Below are 21,142 nucleotides of genomic sequence, written 5' to 3'. Positions count from 1 at the left end.
TATGAAAAAATCTAGTATTATAGTATTTTTACTAACATATGGTTTGTTTTATGTTTCTAGTGTTTTATTCCCTATTGATCGTACTTGGTATGATGCGTTAGAAAAGCCGTCTTGGACACCATCTGGTATGACAATCGGAATGATATGGGCTGTATTATTTGGACTTATTGCATTATCAGTTGCAATTATTTACAACAACTATGGATTCAAGCCAAAAACATTTTGGTTTTTATTCCTTTTAAATTATATATGTAATCAAGCGTTCAGCTACTTTCAATTTAGCCAAAAGAATTTGTTTTTAGCAACAGTAGATTGTTTACTAGTCGCTATTACTACGTTACTTCTCATTATGTTTTCTTCCAATTTATCTAAAGTATCGGCATGGTTGCTAATCCCATATTTTTTATGGGCTACATTTGCTACATATTTATCTTGGACAATTTATAGTATAAATTAAAGACGTAAATGAAAACTTGAGCACAATGAAAATGCTCGAGTTTTTACGTTTATTAATGGTAATCTAAAGTATAGAATATACACATCTTAGGGAGGGCATATGTGTGAAGAAATGGATAAAAATTACTCTGTACTCTTTACTAGGTATTTTAATTATGGGAAGTGTTACTTTTTTAACGTGGTCTCAGTTTACTTACAAACCAACGAAAGAGGCTTTGTCTTTAGTAGATGATAAAAAAGATGAAAATTATATAGTTTTTGGAGAGAAAGATGCAAAAATAGGAGTTATTTTTTATCAAGGAGCTAAAGTAGAAGCGGAGGCTTATAGTTACTTAGGAGAAGCACTTGCAAAAGATGGGCATTTTGTAGTAATGCCTAAGTTACCATTAAATTTAGCGATATTTGGAATAAATGAGGTAGACAGTGTAATTGAACAGTATCCGGAAGTTCAAAAATGGTATGTTGCAGGGCATTCAATGGGAGGAGCTATGATTTCTAGGTATGCCTTTCAACATGAAGAAAAGGTAGACGGGATTATTTTCTTAGGTTCGTATCCTGCAGATGACTTCTCTACTAAGTCGATTCCGATGTTATCAATTTACGGGGAAGTAGATGCTTTAGCAACTGTAGAAAAAATAGAGAACAATAAAAAGTTCATGTCAAAGAATACAACTATGCACATGATAAAAGGGGGCAATCATGCTCATTTTGGCATGTATGGTGAGCAAAAAGGTGATAATGCGAGTTTAATTACGGCAAAAGCACAACGAGATGAAACAGTGAAAGTAATTGAAGAATGGTTATTGAAACAATGATAACGAATTTAATAAATCTACCGAAAGAATTATCCAAACGGTAGATGGGAGAGAGAATAAAGAGCCAAATCGTATGAATTGGCTCTTTTATTTATTTGCTATCTCCAATTGTCCCCTTATTTTCTCCGGAATATCCTCTTTAGAAATAATATCGTAAGAATACACATACTTTCCTTTCACATGAATTTTTAAGTAAGTTTTTCTTATAAAATCATTAGGCGTGTTCGTTCCAACATTATATTCTTTTTCATTGCTTAATTCATCAACAGCTTTTAGTGAGTACATAGCTTTTCCTTTTTGATGATAATCCGGAACACCATATCCTTTCGCAACGGCATATACATTTTTTTCTTCAGCAATCGGATTAAATCTGTCTAAATCCCCGCGTAATATGAAAGGTAGTAAGTATATAGGAAGGCCTATTCCTAATATGCAAATTACAAATTTTCTCATTATCGTTTCTCCTCTTGTTCATTTACATGCTTCAGTATAGAAAAAAATTCTTATAAATATAGAGGGAAATTCCTTAAAGTTTTCTTAATAAAGTTTCACCATGTGAAAAAAACTAACTTGAGCATTAAGCTTGCGGAATGAATAACCAAATAACTTTTTTCTTTATTTTTTGATATTTCTTAAGAACCTATCAAGAAATAAGTGAGTTTTAGGATTTAGAATAAATGTATCTTACAGTAATAAGAGAATTATCTAAATAAATTAGAGTGAGAACAATTAAAGAAAGTATCTTGTGGGGTGCTGCTTTCTTTTAGAATAGAGAACCCCATGGGTCAGTTACATGTAATGCAGCGCTGCGCTTCTATGTCACTGAAAAATCCAATGATAAAAAAAGAGGGGGAAGGCATTTTTTATTGAAGTTTGTTAATGATAGATTTTTAACTAGTTAGGGGGGATCGTAAAATAGATTATTAATCTCTTTAATAATTTTTATTTTCCTTATAGTTGGCATGTTCTATTAGAAATTTTAAATTTTGGAAGGAGAATCAATAATTATGGGTAAGAAAAGAAGAATAAGTAATAAGTTATTACTTGTCAGTGCAATTTTTACAATAGCAATTCCTTCAGTCACATATGCGGAGGAAGTAATTTCACCTGAAAATTTTACGAGTTCTTCAAGTTTGTATGAGGGACGGAATACGGAAGTATTGAAAACAAGCTTATATCCTGATACATATAACTATCCGTTTAACTACCAATTTAGTTCGAAATTAAAGGAAGCAAACACAACTATAAAAAAAGTAGACAATAGTGATGATGAAAATCCTATTATATCTACTACTCTTTCATTTATTCGCCATATGAATAGTGAAGATTATAAATCTGCATTTGATTTAACCTCAAGGTCATTACAGAAAATAATATCCGAAGAATGGCTGAAAAGCTATTGGGAGGGACTCCCAGTGCAATTACAAGCAGGTTCTTTTATAGAAATTGGAGAGGTTACACAAAAAGAGACAAATCCTGTTCATACAAATGTGGAGATTCAATTAGTTTTTGAAAAAATGACTGTACCTTTACTAATTAAACTAGATCCATCTGGAAAAATAGACGATTTTCAACTCAGCATGTCGTTTAGTCCTGTTGCAGAGCGTCCATCATATAGTAAGCCTGAGTCATTTGTTGATAAAGAAGTAGTAGTTGGAAGTGGTGCATTTCCATTACCAGGAACATTGTCGGTTCCAAAAGGAAAGGGGCCTTTTCCAGCGGTTATTCTTGTTCAAGGATCAGGAGCAACTGATCAGGATGAAACAGCGTTTGCTTTAAAACCATTTCGCGATTTAGCTGAAGGTCTTGCATCGAAGGGAATTGCTGTCCTTCGCTATAATAAAAGAACGTATGAACATGGGTTGAAAACACAATTCAGTCCCTTTTATACAGTTGATAAAGAGACAACAGATGATGCTCTTCTTGTAACTCAATTTCTTAAAAATGAGCCTCTAATAAATAAGAATCAAATATATATTCTTGGTCATAGTCAAGGTGGAATGATGCTTCCGAAAATGATTGAAAAAGACCAAAATAAAAATATTGCTGGAGCAATTGTAATGGGAGGGCCAGCTCGTACGATCCAAGACGTTGTTTTAGATCAATTTGAGTACCTTTTCTCTATTGGAGCAATGAACCTGGATCAATATAAATTCTACAAATCGCAATTTGAATTATTAAATGATCCCAATTTCTCTGGTCAGAATCCCCCAAAAGATTTTTACTTAGGGTCAGCAGTATTTTGGGATTCTATACGGAAAATTAAAGCGGCAGAAATGTCAAAAGAACAAAAGACACCGCTTCTTATTATTCAAGGAGAAAGAGACTATCAAGTTCAATCAAAAATTGAAATTCCTCTTTGGAAAGAACAATTAAAAGAACGAGATAACGTAGATTATCGACTATATCCAAAGTTAAATCATTTCTTTACAGAGGGTGATGGGGAAATAAGTAAGCCAGATGAATATTATAGTCCTGCTAATATCCCTGAGTATGTTATAAATGATATTGCTGCTTGGGTGCAAGGCAGATCGCAATTAAATTAGCAACCATATGTTTTAATAAGGACTTTCTTTCCGTAATCAAAATAGAAATATTTTGATTAGGTTGTATGTTTTTTTAAAGCACTCTTTGAAAAGGAGTGCTTTTTTATTTTGCTATGATTTCTATAAAACAATGGGCTTACCTTCCAAACAAATCGTTATTTGGAGCGCTTTTATCAAAGCAAAGTGCTTGTGACATTTCTTTGATATTAAAAACATGAATAACCTATTGTGTAAAATTTTTTGAAAATTTAGGTTTAACATCTTTAAAATAGGTGTATTACATATTACATAACAACTAAATAAAAAAATAAAAAATCTAAAGGAGGAAAGATACGATGCATACGAATGAAAGAAAAACGGTAGTTTATGAATATCAAAATGAACAGGAAGTAGTTATGAAAGTAAAAGAGCTAGAATTGCAAGGGGTTCGCCACGATGACATTTATGTTTTAGCACATGAAAAACATATAACAAAAAGGATTGCGGATGATACAAACACAAATACGATTGGAGTAAAAGAACAAGGATTGGGAACAAGTATTATCAACTTTTTCTCCAAAAAAGGGGACGAACTTCGAAATCAAATGGAAGAAATGGGGTTGTCGAAGGAGGAAGCTAACTTATATGAAGAAAAACTAGATCAAGGGAAGATTTTACTCCTAGTAACAGCTGAAGTACCAATGGCGAATGCTAGGCAGCCGCAAAACTATCATTCTCTGTAATAGATTGCAACATCTGATAAATAGGTAAGGGAATTATTTTAGTTTGTAGCATGGAAGAAAATAAAAATAGAAAAGGATGAGAAAAATGAAACATACAATATTTAAATATGCTGTGATTGGAATTACGACCGGAGTCATAGTCTCCCTATTAAAAAAAGAAAATCGGAAAGCTATACAAACAAAAGGAAAAAGCGTAAAAGAAAAACTACAAGAAGGAAACATAAAGGAAACATTGGAGAAGGTAACTGAGACAAGTAAACAATTTTCTGTAACTGCAGCTAATGTTGCAAAACAAACATTACCACAACTGCTTACAGCCACACCAGTTGTCATTTCTACCATTAAAGACTTAACAGAAAACGAAAATAATAAAAAGAAAACAGGTGAAAAGGATTACGAAATAAATGAAAATAGTAAGAACTTAGACGGGGAAAAAACGAAAAATGAAAAGAAATATGTGAAAGAAGGGAAAGAAGAGAGTGCCTAGATTTAATTCTAAAAATAGAAAGTGAGGAAAAAAGTATGAAATCTCTGTATGCAATTGATGTAGGAATTGGCTTTACCAAAAGGGCATATCGACAGGATGTAGATTCTGAGATGACAATCAAGAGTGAAGCTTCCACACTAGCCCCTGTACCTAATCATGCTGAAAGTGAAGATTTAACAAAGGTAAGTTTTATAGACTTAGATTTTGCATACTACATGGGAAATGAAGCACATCAATCTGACGCTTCGTTTCTTCCTCCATTTGACGAAGAAATAGAAAATTATTATGAAAGCGAACGATTTAAACAACAAATATTTGGTTGCATTGCAAAGGATTATAAAGAAAATGTCGTGTTACCTCTAGTTGTTACTGGGCTCCCCGTTACTTGTTTTGGTAGTCAGCATGAGCAATTACAACGTGCACTAAAAAAAGAGACTTCCGTACAAATTGATGGGAAATTTATTCATATTAAGGTGGAAAATGCTTTGATTCTTCAGCAACCGGTCGCTTTACATGCCTATTTCTTAAAAGAGGGAATCATTCAGGAACGAGATCGCATCTTAATTATTGATGGCGGATTTCGTACAGTAGAAATGACAGATATGAAACAGAATGTCATTTTAAATCATTATGAGGCGGAACTAGGATGTAGCAAGCCTTTGAAAAATATTAAGAATATCGTGCAGAATCATGAGGGTGAAAGTAATCAATTGCATATTAACGACATGCCAAACATATTAGAAAAAGGATATGAATGTCGAGAAGAAAATCATGAGACAAGTCAGGTTCATACTTTGATTCAAAAAGAGTTGGATGCACACTTCCAAGACGTCATGCGTGTATTACAAGAACAATTTAAGTTAGAACAGTATAACACTATTATTTGGACAGGAGGAATAGTAGATCTCCACAAAAAACGAATTGAAAAAATGCAAAGTGAAATTTCTTCTTTCCGTATGGTAGACGCTTCGAAAGAGGCTGCACTCCATGGATACTACATTATTGGGAGTCAAGTATTTGAGGACATTACCAATCAATCTGCATATGAATCCAAATTATAATAACGAATGAAATGGAGTTCGTTGAATAGACGTGCCAAATTATGTAGCTTCTTTTCCACATATAATAAATTTTTTATAAGAAAAGATAAAAAGTGCTTGTATAGAGGAAATGTTTAAAATTGAAAATAAAAATAACTAATATATAGGGGGTCTTCCTTTTAAAAGAATAAGACCTCCTATGTTATTTATTTTGTAATTTAGATGATCTAAAAACTCTTCCTCCAAGACATGAATACCTACATACAAATTTCGTATTACGGATATGATTCAATCAAACATAAAACTATTTAGAAAGGAAGAATAATATGGAATGCATAAAAATGACGAAATGGAGTTGGTATCATGTGAAAACTAGTGAGCTTGAAAAACTTTCTTCTATAATCCCTCGTGATGTAACATCTTATTTCGCTCAATTTGTAAAGAAAATAAGTTCTCCTTGTGAAAATGGATTATATGTTTATACGTTATCACCAAGTCAAACTTGTGTATATGGTTCGTTTTTATATGATCAAGATAAAAAGGACGCCAAAATTCAAAAATTTCTTCATTATTTCGTAGCTGATGGAATACTGATAACAGTTCAGGAAAAAGAGGAAGAGGATTTCCAAAAAATAATACATAATTTCCCTATGGGTACAAAAAATTGTAATAGTTCCGCTGAAGGATTATGTGCTATCTTATCAATGTTTATATCTCATTATTTGCGAAAGGTTGACTACTTTGAAAACAATTTCAGAAATGTATTATGGGATTTTTATCATCATAATAACATAGCAGTTTTAGAAAGGATTTATCATATTCGTCATGAATTATTTATGAACACACATGTGTTTCGCTTAATACAAGAAGTGTTACAAGGCCTAAAAGAAGCTTGGTTAGAAAAACTAACAAACACCCTTTGTTATAAACAAACATACGTAAAATTAGAGCGTGGATTACAACTTGTTAAAGAGTACCAAGAAGAATTAGACACGATGATTCATTTACAAGAAGTTGTTTCTTCTCATCGTGGGAATGAAATTATGAAAGCTCTTACTGTATTAACTGCTGTGAGTACGCCTTTGACAGCCTTAGGAGCATTATGGGGTATGAATTTTAAATACATGCCTGAACTAGAATGGAAATATAGCTATTTAATCGCTCTCTTATTTATTATTTTCACAACAGCGGGTATGTATATGTATATGCGATTCAAAGGATGGACAGGTGACTTATTACGAGTAAAGAAAAAGAAATCTTTTTTTAAATCTAATTAATCCTGTTTATAAAAAATATGATAGATATATGGTTTGTAATATTTATTAATTGAGATAGCACCATATCCCCATCAAGTTAAAGTTTTGATGTCCTCACAATGATAAAAATGGTGAATATTTATATGAAAGATTAGAGCTCTCCTTCCTGTAGGAGAGCTCTAATCTTTATTTAAAAACTATATCATATACTCTGAAATTTGTCCGGATTCAATTTAGAATATGGCAAAAGAGAACTTGCGATTAAAAACAAGCTCTCTTTAAAAGAAATAACGTAATTGAGATACTTATATAGTAACAATTGTTTTCTTCTAATTCCATATGTCATATGTTGAGAAATAAATTATAAATGGATTGATAAAGCTAAAATGAATGATTGACATAATATTTTGACGATAATATAATGAATCTCGAATTCAAGATAACTTGTAAAGGATTGGTAATTATGAGCGTGATTAACGATGAGAGCTTATCTTTAAAGTTATTTGTTATATTATCAAGGGCAATACAGTCAATTACTAAGCGTATTGAAGAGGATATAAAAAGTTATGGACTTAATCCAACTGAATTTGCAGTGCTTGAGCTACTGTATAGTAAAGGCGATCAGCCTATACAAAAAATTGGAGACAAAATATTACTTGCAAGTAGTAGTATCACGTATGTAGTGGATAAGTTGGAAAAGAAGAGGTTCTTAATACGAAAACCATGTCCTAAAGACCGCCGTGTCACGTATGCGTCAATTACTTCAGAAGGTATTGAACTAATGGATATTATTTTTCCACAGCATAAAGAGGCGATTCAGCAAATATTTGGTGGTTTGGACTATACTGAGAAAAAAATGATAATCGAAAAGTTGAAAAAATTAGGGTATTATGCACTCGAACTATAAATCTTTAGAAATATATCTCGAATTAGTAATGTCCTAATTAAATATAATTTAAATAAATAGGAGGAAAAATTAATAAATGGTAGTAAATTTATTATAATACAAAATGAATAAAGCGTGTAATTTCAATCGGTATAATATGAAATAAAGTTGTTATGTTAATGTATACATATCGTCCTTTAAATTATAAATCTTTCATAAAGCGGAGAGTGGGTATCAAGAATGGAATTACGTCATTTAGAGTATTTTATTCAAGTTTGTAATAATAATAGTTTTACTAAAGCTGCGGAAGTTCTAGGTATTTCACAGCCGACTTTAAGTCAACAAATACGAGTTTTAGAAGGTGAACTTGATACACCCTTGTTTCATCGAGTTGGAAGAGGTATCAAAATGACAGAAGCGGGTAAGCTGCTATTTGATAAAGGAAAATTTATCATGCAACAATTTGATGACGTTTATAATGAAATTTTTGAATTAAAGGGTGTAAAAAGAGGTGTGATTACTATAGGAGGTTTATTAGAGGATCTCACTTATTTAACACCTTATATTATGAAGTTTCAACAACATTATCCCAACATTGTAGTAAAGATTATAGAATCCGAAGTTGCTGTAAATCAAATCGTTGACAAAAATATTGATTTCGGGATTACACGTAGTGCTCAAATTCCAGACACATTAACAAACACCCTTTTGTATAGTGAAGAGCTCGTCCTTGTAATTCCCAAAAATCATCCTTTGAATGAAAAATCATTTGTTTCTTTTCGAGAATTAGTAGGGCTCAGTAGAGTAATGGTTTCATGTAGTTGTCGTGAATCTATTAAGATATATTGTGAGAGTTTAGGGTTATCTTTATCTGAAGCAAATATAGAAACAAAATCTTCTATTTCTCTATTGAGCCTTGTATACAATGGACATGGTGTTGCTATAATACCTCTTTCACTGGTTAACTTTGTTAATAATGATACTTTGAGCATAGTTCGTATTACTGATCCAACACCAAGTCAAGATATTAATCTTATACACTTTGATGATAAATTTTTAAGTTTTGCAGCACGCATCTTTATGCAGAAGTTAAATGATTCTCAAAAAGTATCAGTGTAATAGAAATAATAATGATCCTAGTGTAACAATTGAAAAAATTAAAATCTATATTAAAGTCGAAGGACAGTGGATTTATATGTGTGGTGTAGTCGATCAAAAAGGGGGATACCATTGACTTTTAATTAAGGAAAAAAGGACAGACTTTGCAAGGAGAGAAGGCTATCAAAAACAAGTTAAGTTAATCAATCAATTCTTCGGTCTTATCGCATAGTAACAGATTCCATGTAGGGATATACACTGCTATTTTGAATTTATATATCCTTATTGTAGAAAGAAAACCACCGGCATTATACCGGTGGTTTTGATTTAGAAAGCAAAGCAAGTACAACCAATACCCCATTTAGTTCCATCTTTTCCTATTACGGTATGAGTGTGTTGATGGAGAGGGTTACTACAACTATGTAACTTGTTATCATGGGAATCGTGAGAAAGTATAGTGTTGGCTAGGTTAGCACCACCATAACCATAAACGCCCGTCGGTGACCAATCAGGTGATGCTGGCGGCAATTCAGGTGATAAGTTTTTAAATTCATTATTTCCATAAACAACCTGCCCACCCATAATGGTGAGCAATGATTCAAGGTCTTTGATTTCTTCTTCCGGCACAGTAAAGTAGTCAGCAGACAATACAGCAATATCAGCAAACTGACCTACTGCCAGGGTTCCTTTTTTACCTTCATCGCCAGAGAACCACGCACTTCCTTTTGAATATAATTCCAGGGCTACTTTTCTATCAAGTTTATTTTTTTCATCGTATATGGAAAGCCCACCAATGGTTTTTCCAGCAACCATCCAGTAAAGAGCAACCCAAGGGTTATAGCTGGAAACCCTGGTTGCATCACTACCGGCGCCAACAGGTATACCAAGGTCTAACATACGATAAATCGGAGGAGTATGCTTTGCAGCTTCCTTTCCGTATAAGTCAACAAAGTATTCACCTTGAAAAGCCATGCGGTCTTGGATGGCAATACCGCCATTTAAAGCCTTAACACGTTCCATACTACGATCTGAGATTGTTTCTGCATGATCAAACCACCAGCGTAGCCCATTAAAAGGAATTTCTCTGTTAACTTCCTCAAATACATTTAAGAAACGTGTGATTGACTCGTCATAAGTTGCATGTAAACGGAATGGCCAACGGTTTTCCACCAATAGAGAAATTACTTTCTTTAAGTCGGCTTCCATTACTGTAGCTAGTTCGGGCCGTGGCATTTGAAATTTTTCAAAATCGGCTGCCGAGAATACTAACATTTCTCCGGCACCATTCATTTTATACTTATCATTTCCTTGACCGGGAGAAACAATTTTTGCCCATGAAGCAAAGTCTTCATATTCATGATTAGGATTTTGCGTAAATAGATTATAAGCAATACGCAAAGTTAATTGTTCCTTCTCGGCTAAATGTTCAACAACTTTGTAGTCATCAGGGTAATTTTGGAAACCACCACCTGCGTCGATGGCACTTGTAATACCTAATCTATTTAATTCACGCATAAAATGGCGAGTTGAGTTAATCTGGTCGTCAAGATTAAGTACTGGAGCTTTACCCAAACTTGAATAAAGAATAGAAGCGTTAGGGTTAGCAATTAAAAGGCCCGTTGGATTACCTCTTTTATCCCGCTGAATTAAACAGCCTGGAGGGTCTGGGGTATCTTTCGTGTATCCCAGTGCACGTAGCCCTGCACGATTTACAAGTGCTCTATCGTAAAGATGTAGCACAAAGACAGGCGTGTCTTCAGAAACAGCATTAATCTCTTCTAATGTTGGCATCCGTCTCTCTTTAAATTGAAATTCAGACCAACCTCCAACTACTCTTACCCACTGAGGAGCAGGTGTACGCCTTGCCTGTTCTTTGAGCATTTCTAGAGCAATAAAAAGTGATGGCACGCCTTCCCAACGTAATTCCATATTATAATGCAGACCACCACGAATCACGTGTATATGGGAGTCATTCAGGCCTGGAATAGCTCTCTTTCTTTTAAGGTCTATTTTTTTTGTTTTTTCCGTGGCACTATTAAGAAGCTCATCTCCACCTACTGCAGTGACTAAACCATCAGTTATGGCGATAGCAGATACCTCAGGCTGAGAAGGGTCAAGGGTAGTAATTTTTCCGTTATATAAGATCATATCCGGTAAATTCATGTTCACACCTCGTTTACTTTCTATTATTTTGTAACCATGGATGAAATAATTTACCGAAAATCGGCATGACTACCCATGATAGCAAGGACACTATACATACAGAAACAAAAAAAGCTGACATAATAGGATTCATATGTTTTATAATAGGTCCTATCACTTTAGGAACTAACATGCTAAGAGGCCATACACCCAGAAGGGTAACGATAGACATTTTCCATTTTGGCGGTGGAACTGGCGTTTTCGGAGTAACAAACCAATAAGCCAAACTGCTTTCAGTTTTGTAAGTTGGATTAGTGGCTTGAAATTGCTCCGCCGTTTTTAACAAATCCCGGCGAACATCTGATTCTTGCCAAGTACGTAGATGCTCATACGTATCAAAGCGAAAAATAACAGTATACTCTCTGGATTCGTTACTTGGGACTATTAGATTTACACCTAAATGTCCTGGGAATTTAGTAGCCGCAGCCTCAATTTCATGTCTCCATGTTTCAAACTGTTTTTCTCTACCTTCTTGAATTTCCCATGTAACAATCGTTGTTACTGGATTGCCGGCATCCATCGTGTTCCCTGTATAAGTCTCTTCGACAGCTACTCCTTCTTGTTTCATATTTTCCTGCTTGGAAGCGCGCCATGCACCATAGTATATGCGTATTCTACACCTTGACCATAAGCACCAGTGTGTTCCTTTACAATCTCCATTACAGCATCATAAGTGTCTTTGTGTGCCCAGTCACGTTGGTATTCAAGTAAAACTTGAATTGCTGTCACTGGAATTGCACCAGCTTGTTCTACACGACGCATAGCAGCGTTATGTGCTGTCAAACTAGTACCACCTGAAGCATCATCAACTGCATATACCTCATAGCCAGCTTTAATTGCTTCAAGCACAGGGAATGCAAGGCAAACTTCAGTCCAAAGTGCTGCAAATATTAATTTCTTTCTACCGGTTGCTTTAACTGCCTCAACAAATTTCGGATCTTCCCAAGAGTTCATTGAACTACGTTCTATAATTTCATGGTTTGGGAATATATCAAGAATTTGTGGCCAAAAATAACCAGAAAAGCTGCGTGTTTCAACTGTAGTAAGAATAGTAGGTACGTTAAAAGTTTTTGCTGATTTAGCAAGTAGCATAACGTTATTAATCAATGTTTGTCTATCAATACTTGCAACTCCAAAAGTCATTTGAGGTTGAAAATCAATTAAAATTAAGGCACTGTTCTCCGGATTTAACAATTCTAAATTACTCATAATAAAACGCTCCTTTTTCAATTGTTTATTGAAAGTAATGTATCTTCTGTCAATTGAAGCTCTACTATACTTTTTAATTTAAATTTAGTGCTGATTTAATCAGCACTAAATTTATACTATCTACTTTAAAAAAGGTGATTTAAAGCTATTTCCTTGAGATACATTTATGCATTTTGTTTACTAAGATCTCGCTGAGCTCCTCTATAGCTTCCAATTATATTTTGATAGCCTGGAAGATTGCTAGCAAGCAAATTGCCAAAACCTTCGACATCGTTGCGCCAATCGCGTTGTAATTCGCAAGCTACGCTAAACCAGTTCATAAGTTGCACGCCACTATGTGCCATACGTGTATTGGCAGCATCTGCAACTTGTTTACTGAAAGTTCCTGAAGCATCAGTAACAGCAAATACTTCATATCCAGCTTTTATAGCGGAAAGTGCCGGGAAAGCAACACAAACGTCCGTAACTACACCTGCGATGATAAGTTGTTTTTTTCCAGTTTCTTCGATTGCTTTTACAAAATCATCATTATCCCATGCGTTAATTTGTCCAGGTCGAGCTATTTTTGGTGCATGAGGAAAGAGATTAACCAATTCTTGCATTAAAGGTCCATTAGGCCCGTTTTCAAAACTTGTTGTTAAAATAACTGGTAAATTAAAAAACTTAGCAGTATGAGCAAGAGCTAAAACATTGTTCTTGAATTCATCAACACCATAGTCACGTACTAGTCCGGACATAAGACCAGTTTGATGATCTACTAAAAGCACAACAGCATCATCTTTGTTAATACGAGAATAGAGATCAGTCATTATGTATTCCTCCTAAAAATTAAGTAATCGAAGAAAGTTTAAATAGTCGGATACTATCATAAGTTTCTTCGTTTATAACTAAGCTGACCAATAATATTGGTTATAGCAGCATTCACAGAACATGAAGTGCTATACAAATTTATAGTATTTGAAAACTGATTCGTTAATCAATTCTAAATTATCTATAATTTGTATAGGTCGTAACTATAGTTGTTTTCACTATAAAATAGATTGGTTTTACCTATACATCCTATAGATAGAACGATATTGATAGTCACCTATTTTTGTTATTACAATTGAATAGGAGTAATGTTCAGTAATTATTTTATGATGCAAAAGGTATTAGAGGGGGGATTGTTCCAAAAGGAGAAAATGAATGCATTGGAACAATAGAGTTTCATACTTAGAATTCACAACATAAACGTGCATGAATAGGTTATGACGTTCATCCAGATTATTGAAGAAAAGGATACATATTGGAATATTTTTAGGAGGTAGAAGCATGGCTAAAATTACTGTAGGAACCGAAAAGCAAGAACCAATTGAGATGTATTATGAGGATCATGGCACAGGAAAACCAGTTGTACTCATTCATGGTTGGCCGTTAAGTGGTCGATCTTGGGAATACCAAGTTCCCGCTCTTGTTGAGGCTGGATACAGAGTTATAACATATGATCGTCGAGGATTTGGACAATCATCTCAGCCGTGGGAAGGGTATGAATATGATACCTTTACTTCTGATTTACATCAACTATTAGAACATTTAGAGCTTCAAAATGTCACACTTGTTGGTTTTTCTATGGGTGGAGGCGAAGTAGCCCGGTATATTAGTACGTATGGAACAGATCGTATTGAAAAGGCTGTTTTTGCTGGGGCAGTTCCTCCGTATTTATACAAATCAGAGGATCATCCTGAAGGGGCCTTAGATGATGCAACAATTGAAGCATTCAAAAGTGGTGTGATAAATGACCGCCTTGCATTTCTTGATGAATTTACTAAGGGATTTTTCGCGGCTGGTAATCGAACAGATTTAGTTAGTGAGCCATTCCGTTTATATAATTGGGATATTGCAGCCAGTGCATCACCTAAAGGAACACTTGATTGTATTACCGCCTTTAGTAAGACAGATTTTAGAAAAGACTTGGAGAAGTTTAATATACCTACTCTTATTATTCACGGTGATTCTGATGCAACTGTACCATATGAATATAGTGGGAAATTAACACATGAAGCAATTCCTAATTCTAAAGTAGCCTTAATAAAGGGTGGTCCACATGGGCTAAATGCAACGCATGCTAAAGAATTTAATGAAGCACTCCTATTATTTTTAAAGGACTGATTACAACTATATAATTGTTAGTTGATAAATTATAAATAAGTAAAAAATAAAGCTTTATAAAAGATGCTCTTGGATAAATCCAGGAGCATCTTTTTAAATGGTGGTATTGATATGTTAGGTTGATAAATCTTCATTAGTTTCGAATTGAATATTCTTCTTAACAGCAAAAATTTATTGTTTAGAGTTTTTTAGGTCTTTTAGATGTATTGCTATATTACTATCAAGATAATATTTTGAATAATCCTCAAAACAAAGAAATGTACATTTTTTGAGGAAGAAATATCTTGTCAGAAAACAATAAAATCTTATTAATTTTTATAATTGGTAGAATTTTTATGGAAATAATTCTCTTAATATATTAAAATAACATCGTATTATGTCAGATTTTAATTAGGGGAGAGAAATTTTATGTTGAAAAAAATTATTCCAGTTGCTTTAGCATTAAGTACAGTTACTTTTACTAGTGTATTTGTTGCGCCTTCAATCCAAGCAAGTACAGAACAAAATCGCTACATAGATGTACAAATGCTCGGTATTAACGATTTTCATGGGCAACTAGACACTGTAAAAAAAATTAACAATAAAGATGCAGGGGGAATTGAGTACTTAGGGGCTTATTTACGTGATCGTGAAAAACAAAATCCAAATACATTAAAGGTACATGCTGGAGATGTTGTTGGAGCAAGTACTCCTGTTTCAGCATTATTACAAGACGAACCTACAATTGAATTTCTAAATGATTTGAAATTCGATGTTGGAACGATAGGAAATCATGAATTTGATGAAGGTGTTGAAGAAATGAACCGCCTTATTTATGGTGGATACCATGAGAAAACAGGAAATTTTAAAGGAGCAAAATTCCCATATGTTGCTGCAAATTTCTATAATAAATCCACCGGTCGTTTATTTTTACCACCATTCACTATAAAAAAGGTACAAGGAGTTCCTGTTGGCTTTATTGGAGTCGTAACAACGGATGTTCCTAACCTTGTTATGCCTACTATGCTAAAGAATGTAGAAATTACAGATGAAGTTGAAGCTATTAACAAATCCGTAAAGCAATTAAAAAAACTAGGCGTTAAATCTATCGTTGTTCTTGCACATAACGGAGGTATAACAGATGGGAACGGCGTAACAAATGGTGATATCGTCCGATTAGCAAATGAGACTGATCCAGAAGTCGATGTTATTTTTGGTGGCCATAGCCACACCTATGTAAATGGAACTGTTAATAATAAACTTGTCGTACAAGCAAATTCTTATGGTATGGCTTTTGCTGATGTTGATGTAAAGATTGATCGTAAGACACAAGATATTGTTGAGAAAAAAGCAGAAATTGTTACAACTTATCATGAAGGCATAGAGCCTGATAAAAAAATAAAGAAGAAGATGGAGAAATATCAAGCAAAAATCGCACCTCTTGTTAATGTAGTTGTAGGTAAGTCTATCGCTCCACTAGATCGCAAACAAAATATGGCTGGTGAATCTACTCTTGGAAATTTAGTTGCTGATGCTCAGCGTACAACAATGCAATCCCAAATTGCACTTATGAATCCTGGTGGTATTCGTAATGACTTAGATGCTGGTGATATTACATGGGGAGAGATATATGGTATTCAACCATTCGGAAATCAATTAATAAAAGTAAATTTAACAGGTCAAGACATTCGTGATATTTTAAATCAACAATGGCAAAAAGACATAACAAGAATGCTTCAAATTTCAGGTATCCAATACACTTGGGATGCGAACAAGCCTAATGGAGAAAAAGTAACAAGTATTCGCTTAACAAATGGAGAAGAAATTATTCCTTCTAAAACTTACAGCGTCGTTGCGAACGCATTTCTAGCTTCAGGTGGAGATGGATTTGTATCCTTTAAAAACGGTAAAGATGCTGAAACAGGACCAACTGATTTTGAAGCATTAGTAGATTATATAAAAAAATCAAAAGAACCAATTCAGTCTATTATTGATGGAAGAATTCAAAAGATAAATTAGTTTTTTATTAATCTCAAAAACAACTAGATTACCTGTGCGCTATACTCTTTAGTGTGCAGGTAATCTATTTTTTTGATTTGAAATAGTCTAACTGTGGCCAATGGGTATACCGTCTAGATGCAGAGTGCCGAAAAAAATGAAGTGAACAAAAAATAACCCCTCAATTAACTCTATGATAAAGAGACTACAAACAATCAAAATTTGGAACTTCATATTAACCATATATTAACTACGTTAATAATACATACTGAAATTGAATACTTTAGATAACATCATTTATAACGAATATCTGCACATTATAATGTTATGCAATGAGGAATTTACAATACAATGAATTGAAGCTTATTTAGTTTTATATTCGTATAAGTGAATTAAGAATTTCTTAAGAACCTATTAAGAAATAAGTGAGTTTTAGGAACTAGAATAAATGTATCTTAACAGTAATAAGAAAATGAATGTTTTAAACGGAAGTTGGCAGAGTATGTCAAAAAGCTATAAGTAAATATTTCAGGAGGTTTTTTATGAAAAAGAAAATGATTATTGCAATTGTTGTTTCTGCTATAACAATGACTCATTTTGTAGGAAATACTTATGCAGATTCGAAAACAGAGGTTTCTGTTACAGCTCCCTATAATACAAATCAAATAGCGAAATGGTTAGAAGCACATGCAAAGCCTTTAAAAACAACTAATCCAACTGCATCTCTTAATGATTTGAAACCACTTAAGGATATGGTAGGTTCAGCTTCAATTGTAGGTTTAGGTGAAGCTACGCATGGGGCTCATGAAGTTTTTACGATGAAACACCGCATTGTTAAGTATTTAGTATCTGAAAAGGGCTTTACCAATCTAGTTTTAGAAGAGGGATGGGACAGGGCCTTGGAACTTGATCGATATGTTCTTACTGGTAAGGGAAACCCAAGCCAACATCTAACACCTGTATTTAAGACGAAAGAAATGCTAGATTTACTTGATTGGATTCGGCAATATAATGCTAATCCAAAACATAAATCGAAAGTACGTGTCATCGGGATGGACGTTCAATCAGTAAACGAAAATGTTTATAATAATATAATAGAATATATTAAAGCGAATAATTCAAAACTGTTGCCTAGAGTAGAAGAGAAGATAAAAGGGCTTATTCCTGTAACAAAGGATATGAATACTTTTGAAAGCCTTACGAAAGAAGAAAAAGAAAAGTATGTTTTAGATGCTAAACAAATTAGTGCTTTATTAGAGGAAAATAAAAGTCATTTAAATGGGAAATCTAAAGAGTTCGTATGGATAAAGCAAAATGCTCGTATTATTGAACAGTTTACTACAATGTTAGCGACACCTCCTGATAAACCAGCGGATTTTTATTTGAAACATGATATTGCAATGTATGAAAATGCGAAGTGGACTGAAGAACATTTAGGAAAAACCATTGTATGGGGACATAATGGACACGTTTCGAAAACAAATATGCTTTCTTTTATATACCCTAAAGTAGCAGGGCAGCATTTAGCAGAATATTACGGAAAACGGTACGTATCTATTGGAACGTCAGTTTATGAAGGACAATACAATGTGAAGAATAGCAATGGTGAATTTGGCCCCTATGGAACATTAAAATCGGATGATCCAAACAGTTATAACTACATCTTTGGACAAGTTAAAAAAGATCAATTTTTTATTGATTTACGTAAGGCGAACGGCGTGACAAAAACTTGGTTAAACGAACAACATCCAATTTTCGCTGGAATAACTACCGAAGGGCCTGATATACCAAAAACTGTTGATATATCATTAGGTAAAGCGTTTGATATACTTGTTCAAATTCAAAAAGTGAGTCCATCTCAAGTACATCAATAAATTTAGAATCATGTGCCTTAATGACAAATTTCATAGTGTTTCATATAACACAATGAAATTTGTTTTATATAGCAAGAAGAATAATCGCATTAGAAAAAATCAGCAGTTTAACCTGTTAAGAGTAAAACGAATCTTACAATATGTAAAGCGCAAAAACACTGAAGCGAAAAGCATCGGTGTTTTTTGCGCTTTCGGGCACAGATGCTACTTCAATCCTATTGTAGAAGTGATTTTGTATGTAAGGAATTTGTAAGGAATAGGTAAGAAAAAAGAGATTTTCATTGTGTAGGATAAAAATATAAGGAGGCATGAAGGGGGGAACAAGTACGGCCTACATATAAAACAAATAATCAGTAACAAGAGTGTTTTAAGGAAAAGAAGTAATTTCTATGGTTAATATGTATGTGGAAAAAGAGTGATTTAGAGATTGTTAGAACACAATGGTGTTTGTGAAAATAATGATTAGTACGTTGATTGCAAATTCAGTGTTGACTTTTATCATTGGGAGAGTTGATAGCTGTGTGGTTCGTATATGAGACAGCTATTAGCCATCAATACAATTTAAATAGAAGAGAGGAATTCTTTATGAAAACACGCAGTAAAATTACATGTGCAAGTCTAGCACTTTTAATAGCTGGAAGTTCCCTGTTATACATAACACCAACATCAGTTGTAAAAGCAGAACCTACGCAAAATGTATCTAGTTCGTTACAAACAAGTACGCAAAGCGATCGTACTTCCGTTAAGAAAGCAATGCGAGATGAACTGCAACTTGGATACCCGGGAATACTCGCTAAAATTTCTAAGGGGGGGAAAACTTGGAGTTATACAGCTGGGGTAGCGGATCTGAAAACTAAGAAACCAATGAAAGCAGATTTTCGCTTTCGCATTGGCAGTGTGACGAAAACGTTCATTGCAACAGTTCTACTTCAATTATCTGGAGAGAACCGTTTGAATCTAGACGACTCCATTGAAAAATGGTTACCTGGTGTTATTCAAGGAAACGGATATGATGGTAACCAGATTACGATCCGGCAAATATTGAATCATACAAGTGGTATTGCTGACTATATAAATTCAAAAGACTTTGATATTACGGATATAAAAAAATCGTATACGGCTGAAGAATTTGTAAAGATGGGGATTTCACTTCCCCCAGACTTTGCCCCAGGAAAGGGTTGGTCTTATTCAAATACAGGATATGTAATACTAGGAATCCTTATTGAAAAAGTAACAGGAAACAGCTATGCGGAAGAGGTTGAAAATCGGATTATTGAACCGCTTGATTTGTCAAATACATTTCTACCTGGTAATTCAAGCGTGATTCCAGGCACCAAGCATGCCCGTGGCTATTTGCAACTAGACGGAGCGAGTGAGCTAAAAGATGTTACTTATATTAACCCAGGTAGCTCGGATGGAGATATGATTTCTACTGCTGACGACTTAAACAAATTCTTCTCTTGCTTACTAGGTGGCAAATTACTGAAGGAACAGCAGTTAAAACAAATGCTTACTACAGTTCCTACAAATAGAGAGGGAACCGGATATGGTCTTGGAATACTTGAAATTAAGCTTCCGAACGGTGTCTCGGTATGGGGACACAGGGGTGCCGTTCCAGGGTTTTCCACTTTTGCTGGTGGAACACTTGGAGGTAAACATACACTCGCTATCAATTCGAACAGTTTAAACCTTAATAACCCGGAAGTTTTTAAGAACATTTTACTTGCTGAATTTAGAAAGTAGGAAAAACGGATAAATTTTGTCATTTGTAATTTCCATCGGAATGGATTACCGCTTGAAAGAGTATAGAGGGATTAAGTATCTAGAAACAATCAAGCCAATCATGAAGAATGGCTAAGTAAAAGGATTTGTTTATACATTGGCCAATTAAAAGAGCAACAGATATAATGAGTGATTAGTATGTATCTAGTATTGCATTTGTATTGGTATCTTCACGGATTGTAAATTTGTATAAGGTGCGAAGTCTAATTTAAGACTTCGCACTTTTGCTGTTTAACAGCTTTTATTACGAAGCTATTAACAATAGAAAAAAGGAGAATGTAACTAGTTATGTGGATACTACTGTATGATTGGTGCAACAAATTGTGACTCTAACGTATTTGAAAGGCCTGATAAATTCAACGTTTATCGTCCTGACATTGATATTAAAAAGGCATTTAGTGGTACTGCAAGACATCTTGCTTTTGGATTAAGTATCTATAATTGTGTAGGAGTAGCATTTGCAAAATTAAAAATTGAAATAGATTCAACCATTAAAGATAATATTAGCAGGAAAAAATTGAGGGACATTAAGGATTTTGTGAAGAAGACTTCAAAAATGAACTGAAATCTAATAAACAACGTAAAAGCTAAAAGATTTTCGCTGTGAGAACATCTCAAAATATTAAATTGATGGTAACTTTGTT

General features: G+C 34.0%; 19 protein-coding genes. 14 read left to right on the top strand and 5 right to left on the bottom strand.

Features of this window, described 5'->3' with window-relative positions:
* The first annotated feature begins 1 nt into the window (after position 1).
* The gene (locus tag GD442_RS14845; RefSeq protein ID WP_000749753.1) at positions 2-457 is read left to right on the top strand and encodes a TspO/MBR family protein; all 456 of its coding nucleotides are present in this window, start codon (positions 2-4) and stop codon (positions 455-457) included.
* A gap of 103 nt (positions 458-560) precedes the next feature.
* Positions 561-1,271, top strand: coding sequence for an alpha/beta hydrolase (locus tag GD442_RS14840; RefSeq protein ID WP_000758830.1), 711 nt, complete (start codon positions 561-563; stop codon positions 1,269-1,271).
* 87 nt (positions 1,272-1,358) lie between these two features.
* Here the strand turns inward: GD442_RS14840 and GD442_RS14835 are convergent, their stop codons facing one another.
* Positions 1,359-1,724, bottom strand: a complete 366-nt coding sequence (locus GD442_RS14835) for a YxeA family protein (RefSeq protein ID WP_001225224.1) — start codon at positions 1,722-1,724, stop codon at positions 1,359-1,361.
* A 554-nt stretch (positions 1,725-2,278) separates the two neighbouring features.
* Here GD442_RS14835 and GD442_RS14830 point away from each other — a divergent pair.
* The 7 genes from GD442_RS14830 (at position 2,279) to GD442_RS14800 (ending at position 9,327) form a co-directional block, all read left to right on the top strand.
* Positions 2,279-3,817: an alpha/beta hydrolase gene (locus GD442_RS14830; protein WP_000516862.1), complete on the top strand. Its 1,539-nt coding sequence runs from the start codon at positions 2,279-2,281 to the stop codon at positions 3,815-3,817.
* Positions 3,818-4,152: 335 nt separating this feature from the next.
* On the top strand, positions 4,153-4,539 hold the full coding sequence (locus GD442_RS14825; RefSeq protein ID WP_000557320.1) for a YflT domain-containing protein: 387 nt from the start codon (positions 4,153-4,155) through the stop codon (positions 4,537-4,539).
* Positions 4,540-4,624: 85 nt separating this feature from the next.
* The gene (locus tag GD442_RS14820; protein ID WP_000683216.1) at positions 4,625-5,026 is read left to right on the top strand and encodes a hypothetical protein; all 402 of its coding nucleotides are present in this window, start codon (positions 4,625-4,627) and stop codon (positions 5,024-5,026) included.
* Positions 5,027-5,061: 35 nt separating this feature from the next.
* Complete coding sequence (locus GD442_RS14815) at positions 5,062-6,087, top strand: ParM/StbA family protein (RefSeq protein ID WP_000839439.1); 1,026 nt, start codon at positions 5,062-5,064, stop codon at positions 6,085-6,087.
* Positions 6,088-6,392: 305 nt separating this feature from the next.
* Positions 6,393-7,343, top strand: a complete 951-nt coding sequence (locus tag GD442_RS14810; RefSeq protein WP_000388923.1) for a magnesium transporter CorA family protein — start codon at positions 6,393-6,395, stop codon at positions 7,341-7,343.
* A 442-nt stretch (positions 7,344-7,785) separates the two neighbouring features.
* The gene (locus GD442_RS14805; protein ID WP_000111421.1) at positions 7,786-8,229 is read left to right on the top strand and encodes a MarR family winged helix-turn-helix transcriptional regulator; all 444 of its coding nucleotides are present in this window, start codon (positions 7,786-7,788) and stop codon (positions 8,227-8,229) included.
* A gap of 219 nt (positions 8,230-8,448) precedes the next feature.
* On the top strand, positions 8,449-9,327 hold the full coding sequence (locus tag GD442_RS14800; RefSeq protein ID WP_000423188.1) for a LysR family transcriptional regulator: 879 nt from the start codon (positions 8,449-8,451) through the stop codon (positions 9,325-9,327).
* Between the two features lie 306 nt (positions 9,328-9,633).
* Here GD442_RS14800 and GD442_RS14795 read toward each other — a convergent pair whose 3' ends face one another.
* The 4 genes from GD442_RS14795 to ycaC form a co-directional block, all read right to left on the bottom strand.
* On the bottom strand, positions 9,634-11,469 hold the full coding sequence (locus GD442_RS14795) for an amidohydrolase (RefSeq protein ID WP_001052854.1): 1,836 nt from the start codon (positions 11,467-11,469) through the stop codon (positions 9,634-9,636).
* Positions 11,470-11,482: 13 nt separating this feature from the next.
* Positions 11,483-12,076 (bottom strand): antibiotic biosynthesis monooxygenase, encoded by a 594-nt coding sequence (locus tag GD442_RS14790; protein ID WP_000806860.1) that lies wholly within the window; start codon positions 12,074-12,076, stop codon positions 11,483-11,485.
* On the bottom strand, positions 12,073-12,717 hold the full coding sequence (locus GD442_RS14785; protein WP_000067162.1) for a hydrolase: 645 nt from the start codon (positions 12,715-12,717) through the stop codon (positions 12,073-12,075). Before GD442_RS14785 ends, GD442_RS14790 begins: the two co-directional genes overlap by 4 nt.
* A gap of 164 nt (positions 12,718-12,881) precedes the next feature.
* The gene (gene ycaC, locus GD442_RS14780) at positions 12,882-13,526 is read right to left on the bottom strand and encodes an isochorismate family cysteine hydrolase YcaC (protein ID WP_000131229.1); all 645 of its coding nucleotides are present in this window, start codon (positions 13,524-13,526) and stop codon (positions 12,882-12,884) included.
* Positions 13,527-14,028: 502 nt separating this feature from the next.
* Between ycaC and GD442_RS14775 the strand changes: the two genes are divergently transcribed.
* From GD442_RS14775 to GD442_RS14755, 5 genes are all read left to right on the top strand, one after another.
* Complete coding sequence (locus GD442_RS14775) at positions 14,029-14,865, top strand: bromoperoxidase (RefSeq protein ID WP_001074301.1); 837 nt, start codon at positions 14,029-14,031, stop codon at positions 14,863-14,865.
* A 408-nt stretch (positions 14,866-15,273) separates the two neighbouring features.
* Positions 15,274-16,863, top strand: a complete 1,590-nt coding sequence (locus GD442_RS14770) for a bifunctional metallophosphatase/5'-nucleotidase (RefSeq protein WP_000913809.1) — start codon at positions 15,274-15,276, stop codon at positions 16,861-16,863.
* Between the two features lie 521 nt (positions 16,864-17,384).
* Entirely contained in the window at positions 17,385-18,716 is a 1,332-nt protein-coding gene (locus GD442_RS14765; protein WP_000728384.1) for an erythromycin esterase family protein, read from the top strand.
* Between the two features lie 585 nt (positions 18,717-19,301).
* Entirely contained in the window at positions 19,302-20,459 is a 1,158-nt protein-coding gene (locus GD442_RS14760; RefSeq protein ID WP_000857790.1) for a serine hydrolase domain-containing protein, read from the top strand.
* 343 nt (positions 20,460-20,802) lie between these two features.
* The gene (locus tag GD442_RS14755; RefSeq protein ID WP_002041425.1) at positions 20,803-21,063 is read left to right on the top strand and encodes a cytochrome P450; all 261 of its coding nucleotides are present in this window, start codon (positions 20,803-20,805) and stop codon (positions 21,061-21,063) included.
* Positions 21,064-21,142: the final 79 nt, after the last annotated feature.

It is taken from the genome of Bacillus sp. A260 (genome assembly GCF_009861435.1).
GTDB classification, from domain to species: Bacteria; Bacillota; Bacilli; order Bacillales; family Bacillaceae_G; genus Bacillus_A; species Bacillus_A cereus.
The sequence above is the reverse complement of the archived record's forward strand: the minus strand, read 5'-3'. Positions and strand labels throughout refer to the sequence as shown.

Bases quoted from the DNA above. Each gene is read 5' to 3' on its own strand.
- GD442_RS14830 (WP_000516862.1), top strand. From the start codon at position 2,279: ATGGGTAAGAAAAGAAGAATAAGTAATAAGTTATTACTTGTCAGTGCA.
- GD442_RS14800 (WP_000423188.1), top strand. From the start codon at position 8,449: ATGGAATTACGTCATTTAGAGTATTTTATTCAAGTTTGTAATAATAAT.
- GD442_RS14775 (WP_001074301.1), top strand. From the start codon at position 14,029: ATGGCTAAAATTACTGTAGGAACCGAAAAGCAAGAACCAATTGAGATG.
- ycaC (WP_000131229.1), bottom strand. From the start codon at position 13,526: ATGACTGATCTCTATTCTCGTATTAACAAAGATGATGCTGTTGTGCTT.
- GD442_RS14810 (WP_000388923.1), top strand. From the start codon at position 6,393: ATGGAATGCATAAAAATGACGAAATGGAGTTGGTATCATGTGAAAACT.
- GD442_RS14785 (WP_000067162.1), bottom strand. From the start codon at position 12,717: ATGAGTAATTTAGAATTGTTAAATCCGGAGAACAGTGCCTTAATTTTA.
- GD442_RS14795 (WP_001052854.1), bottom strand. From the start codon at position 11,469: ATGAATTTACCGGATATGATCTTATATAACGGAAAAATTACTACCCTT.
- GD442_RS14805 (WP_000111421.1), top strand. From the start codon at position 7,786: ATGAGCGTGATTAACGATGAGAGCTTATCTTTAAAGTTATTTGTTATA.
- GD442_RS14760 (WP_000857790.1), top strand. From the start codon at position 19,302: ATGAAAACACGCAGTAAAATTACATGTGCAAGTCTAGCACTTTTAATA.
- GD442_RS14790 (WP_000806860.1), bottom strand. From the start codon at position 12,076: ATGAAACAAGAAGGAGTAGCTGTCGAAGAGACTTATACAGGGAACACG.
- GD442_RS14765 (WP_000728384.1), top strand. From the start codon at position 17,385: ATGAAAAAGAAAATGATTATTGCAATTGTTGTTTCTGCTATAACAATG.
- GD442_RS14815 (WP_000839439.1), top strand. From the start codon at position 5,062: ATGAAATCTCTGTATGCAATTGATGTAGGAATTGGCTTTACCAAAAGG.
- GD442_RS14770 (WP_000913809.1), top strand. From the start codon at position 15,274: ATGTTGAAAAAAATTATTCCAGTTGCTTTAGCATTAAGTACAGTTACT.
- GD442_RS14845 (WP_000749753.1), top strand. From the start codon at position 2: ATGAAAAAATCTAGTATTATAGTATTTTTACTAACATATGGTTTGTTT.
- GD442_RS14835 (WP_001225224.1), bottom strand. From the start codon at position 1,724: ATGAGAAAATTTGTAATTTGCATATTAGGAATAGGCCTTCCTATATAC.
- GD442_RS14820 (WP_000683216.1), top strand. From the start codon at position 4,625: ATGAAACATACAATATTTAAATATGCTGTGATTGGAATTACGACCGGA.
- GD442_RS14825 (WP_000557320.1), top strand. From the start codon at position 4,153: ATGCATACGAATGAAAGAAAAACGGTAGTTTATGAATATCAAAATGAA.
- GD442_RS14755 (WP_002041425.1), top strand. From the start codon at position 20,803: ATGATTGGTGCAACAAATTGTGACTCTAACGTATTTGAAAGGCCTGAT.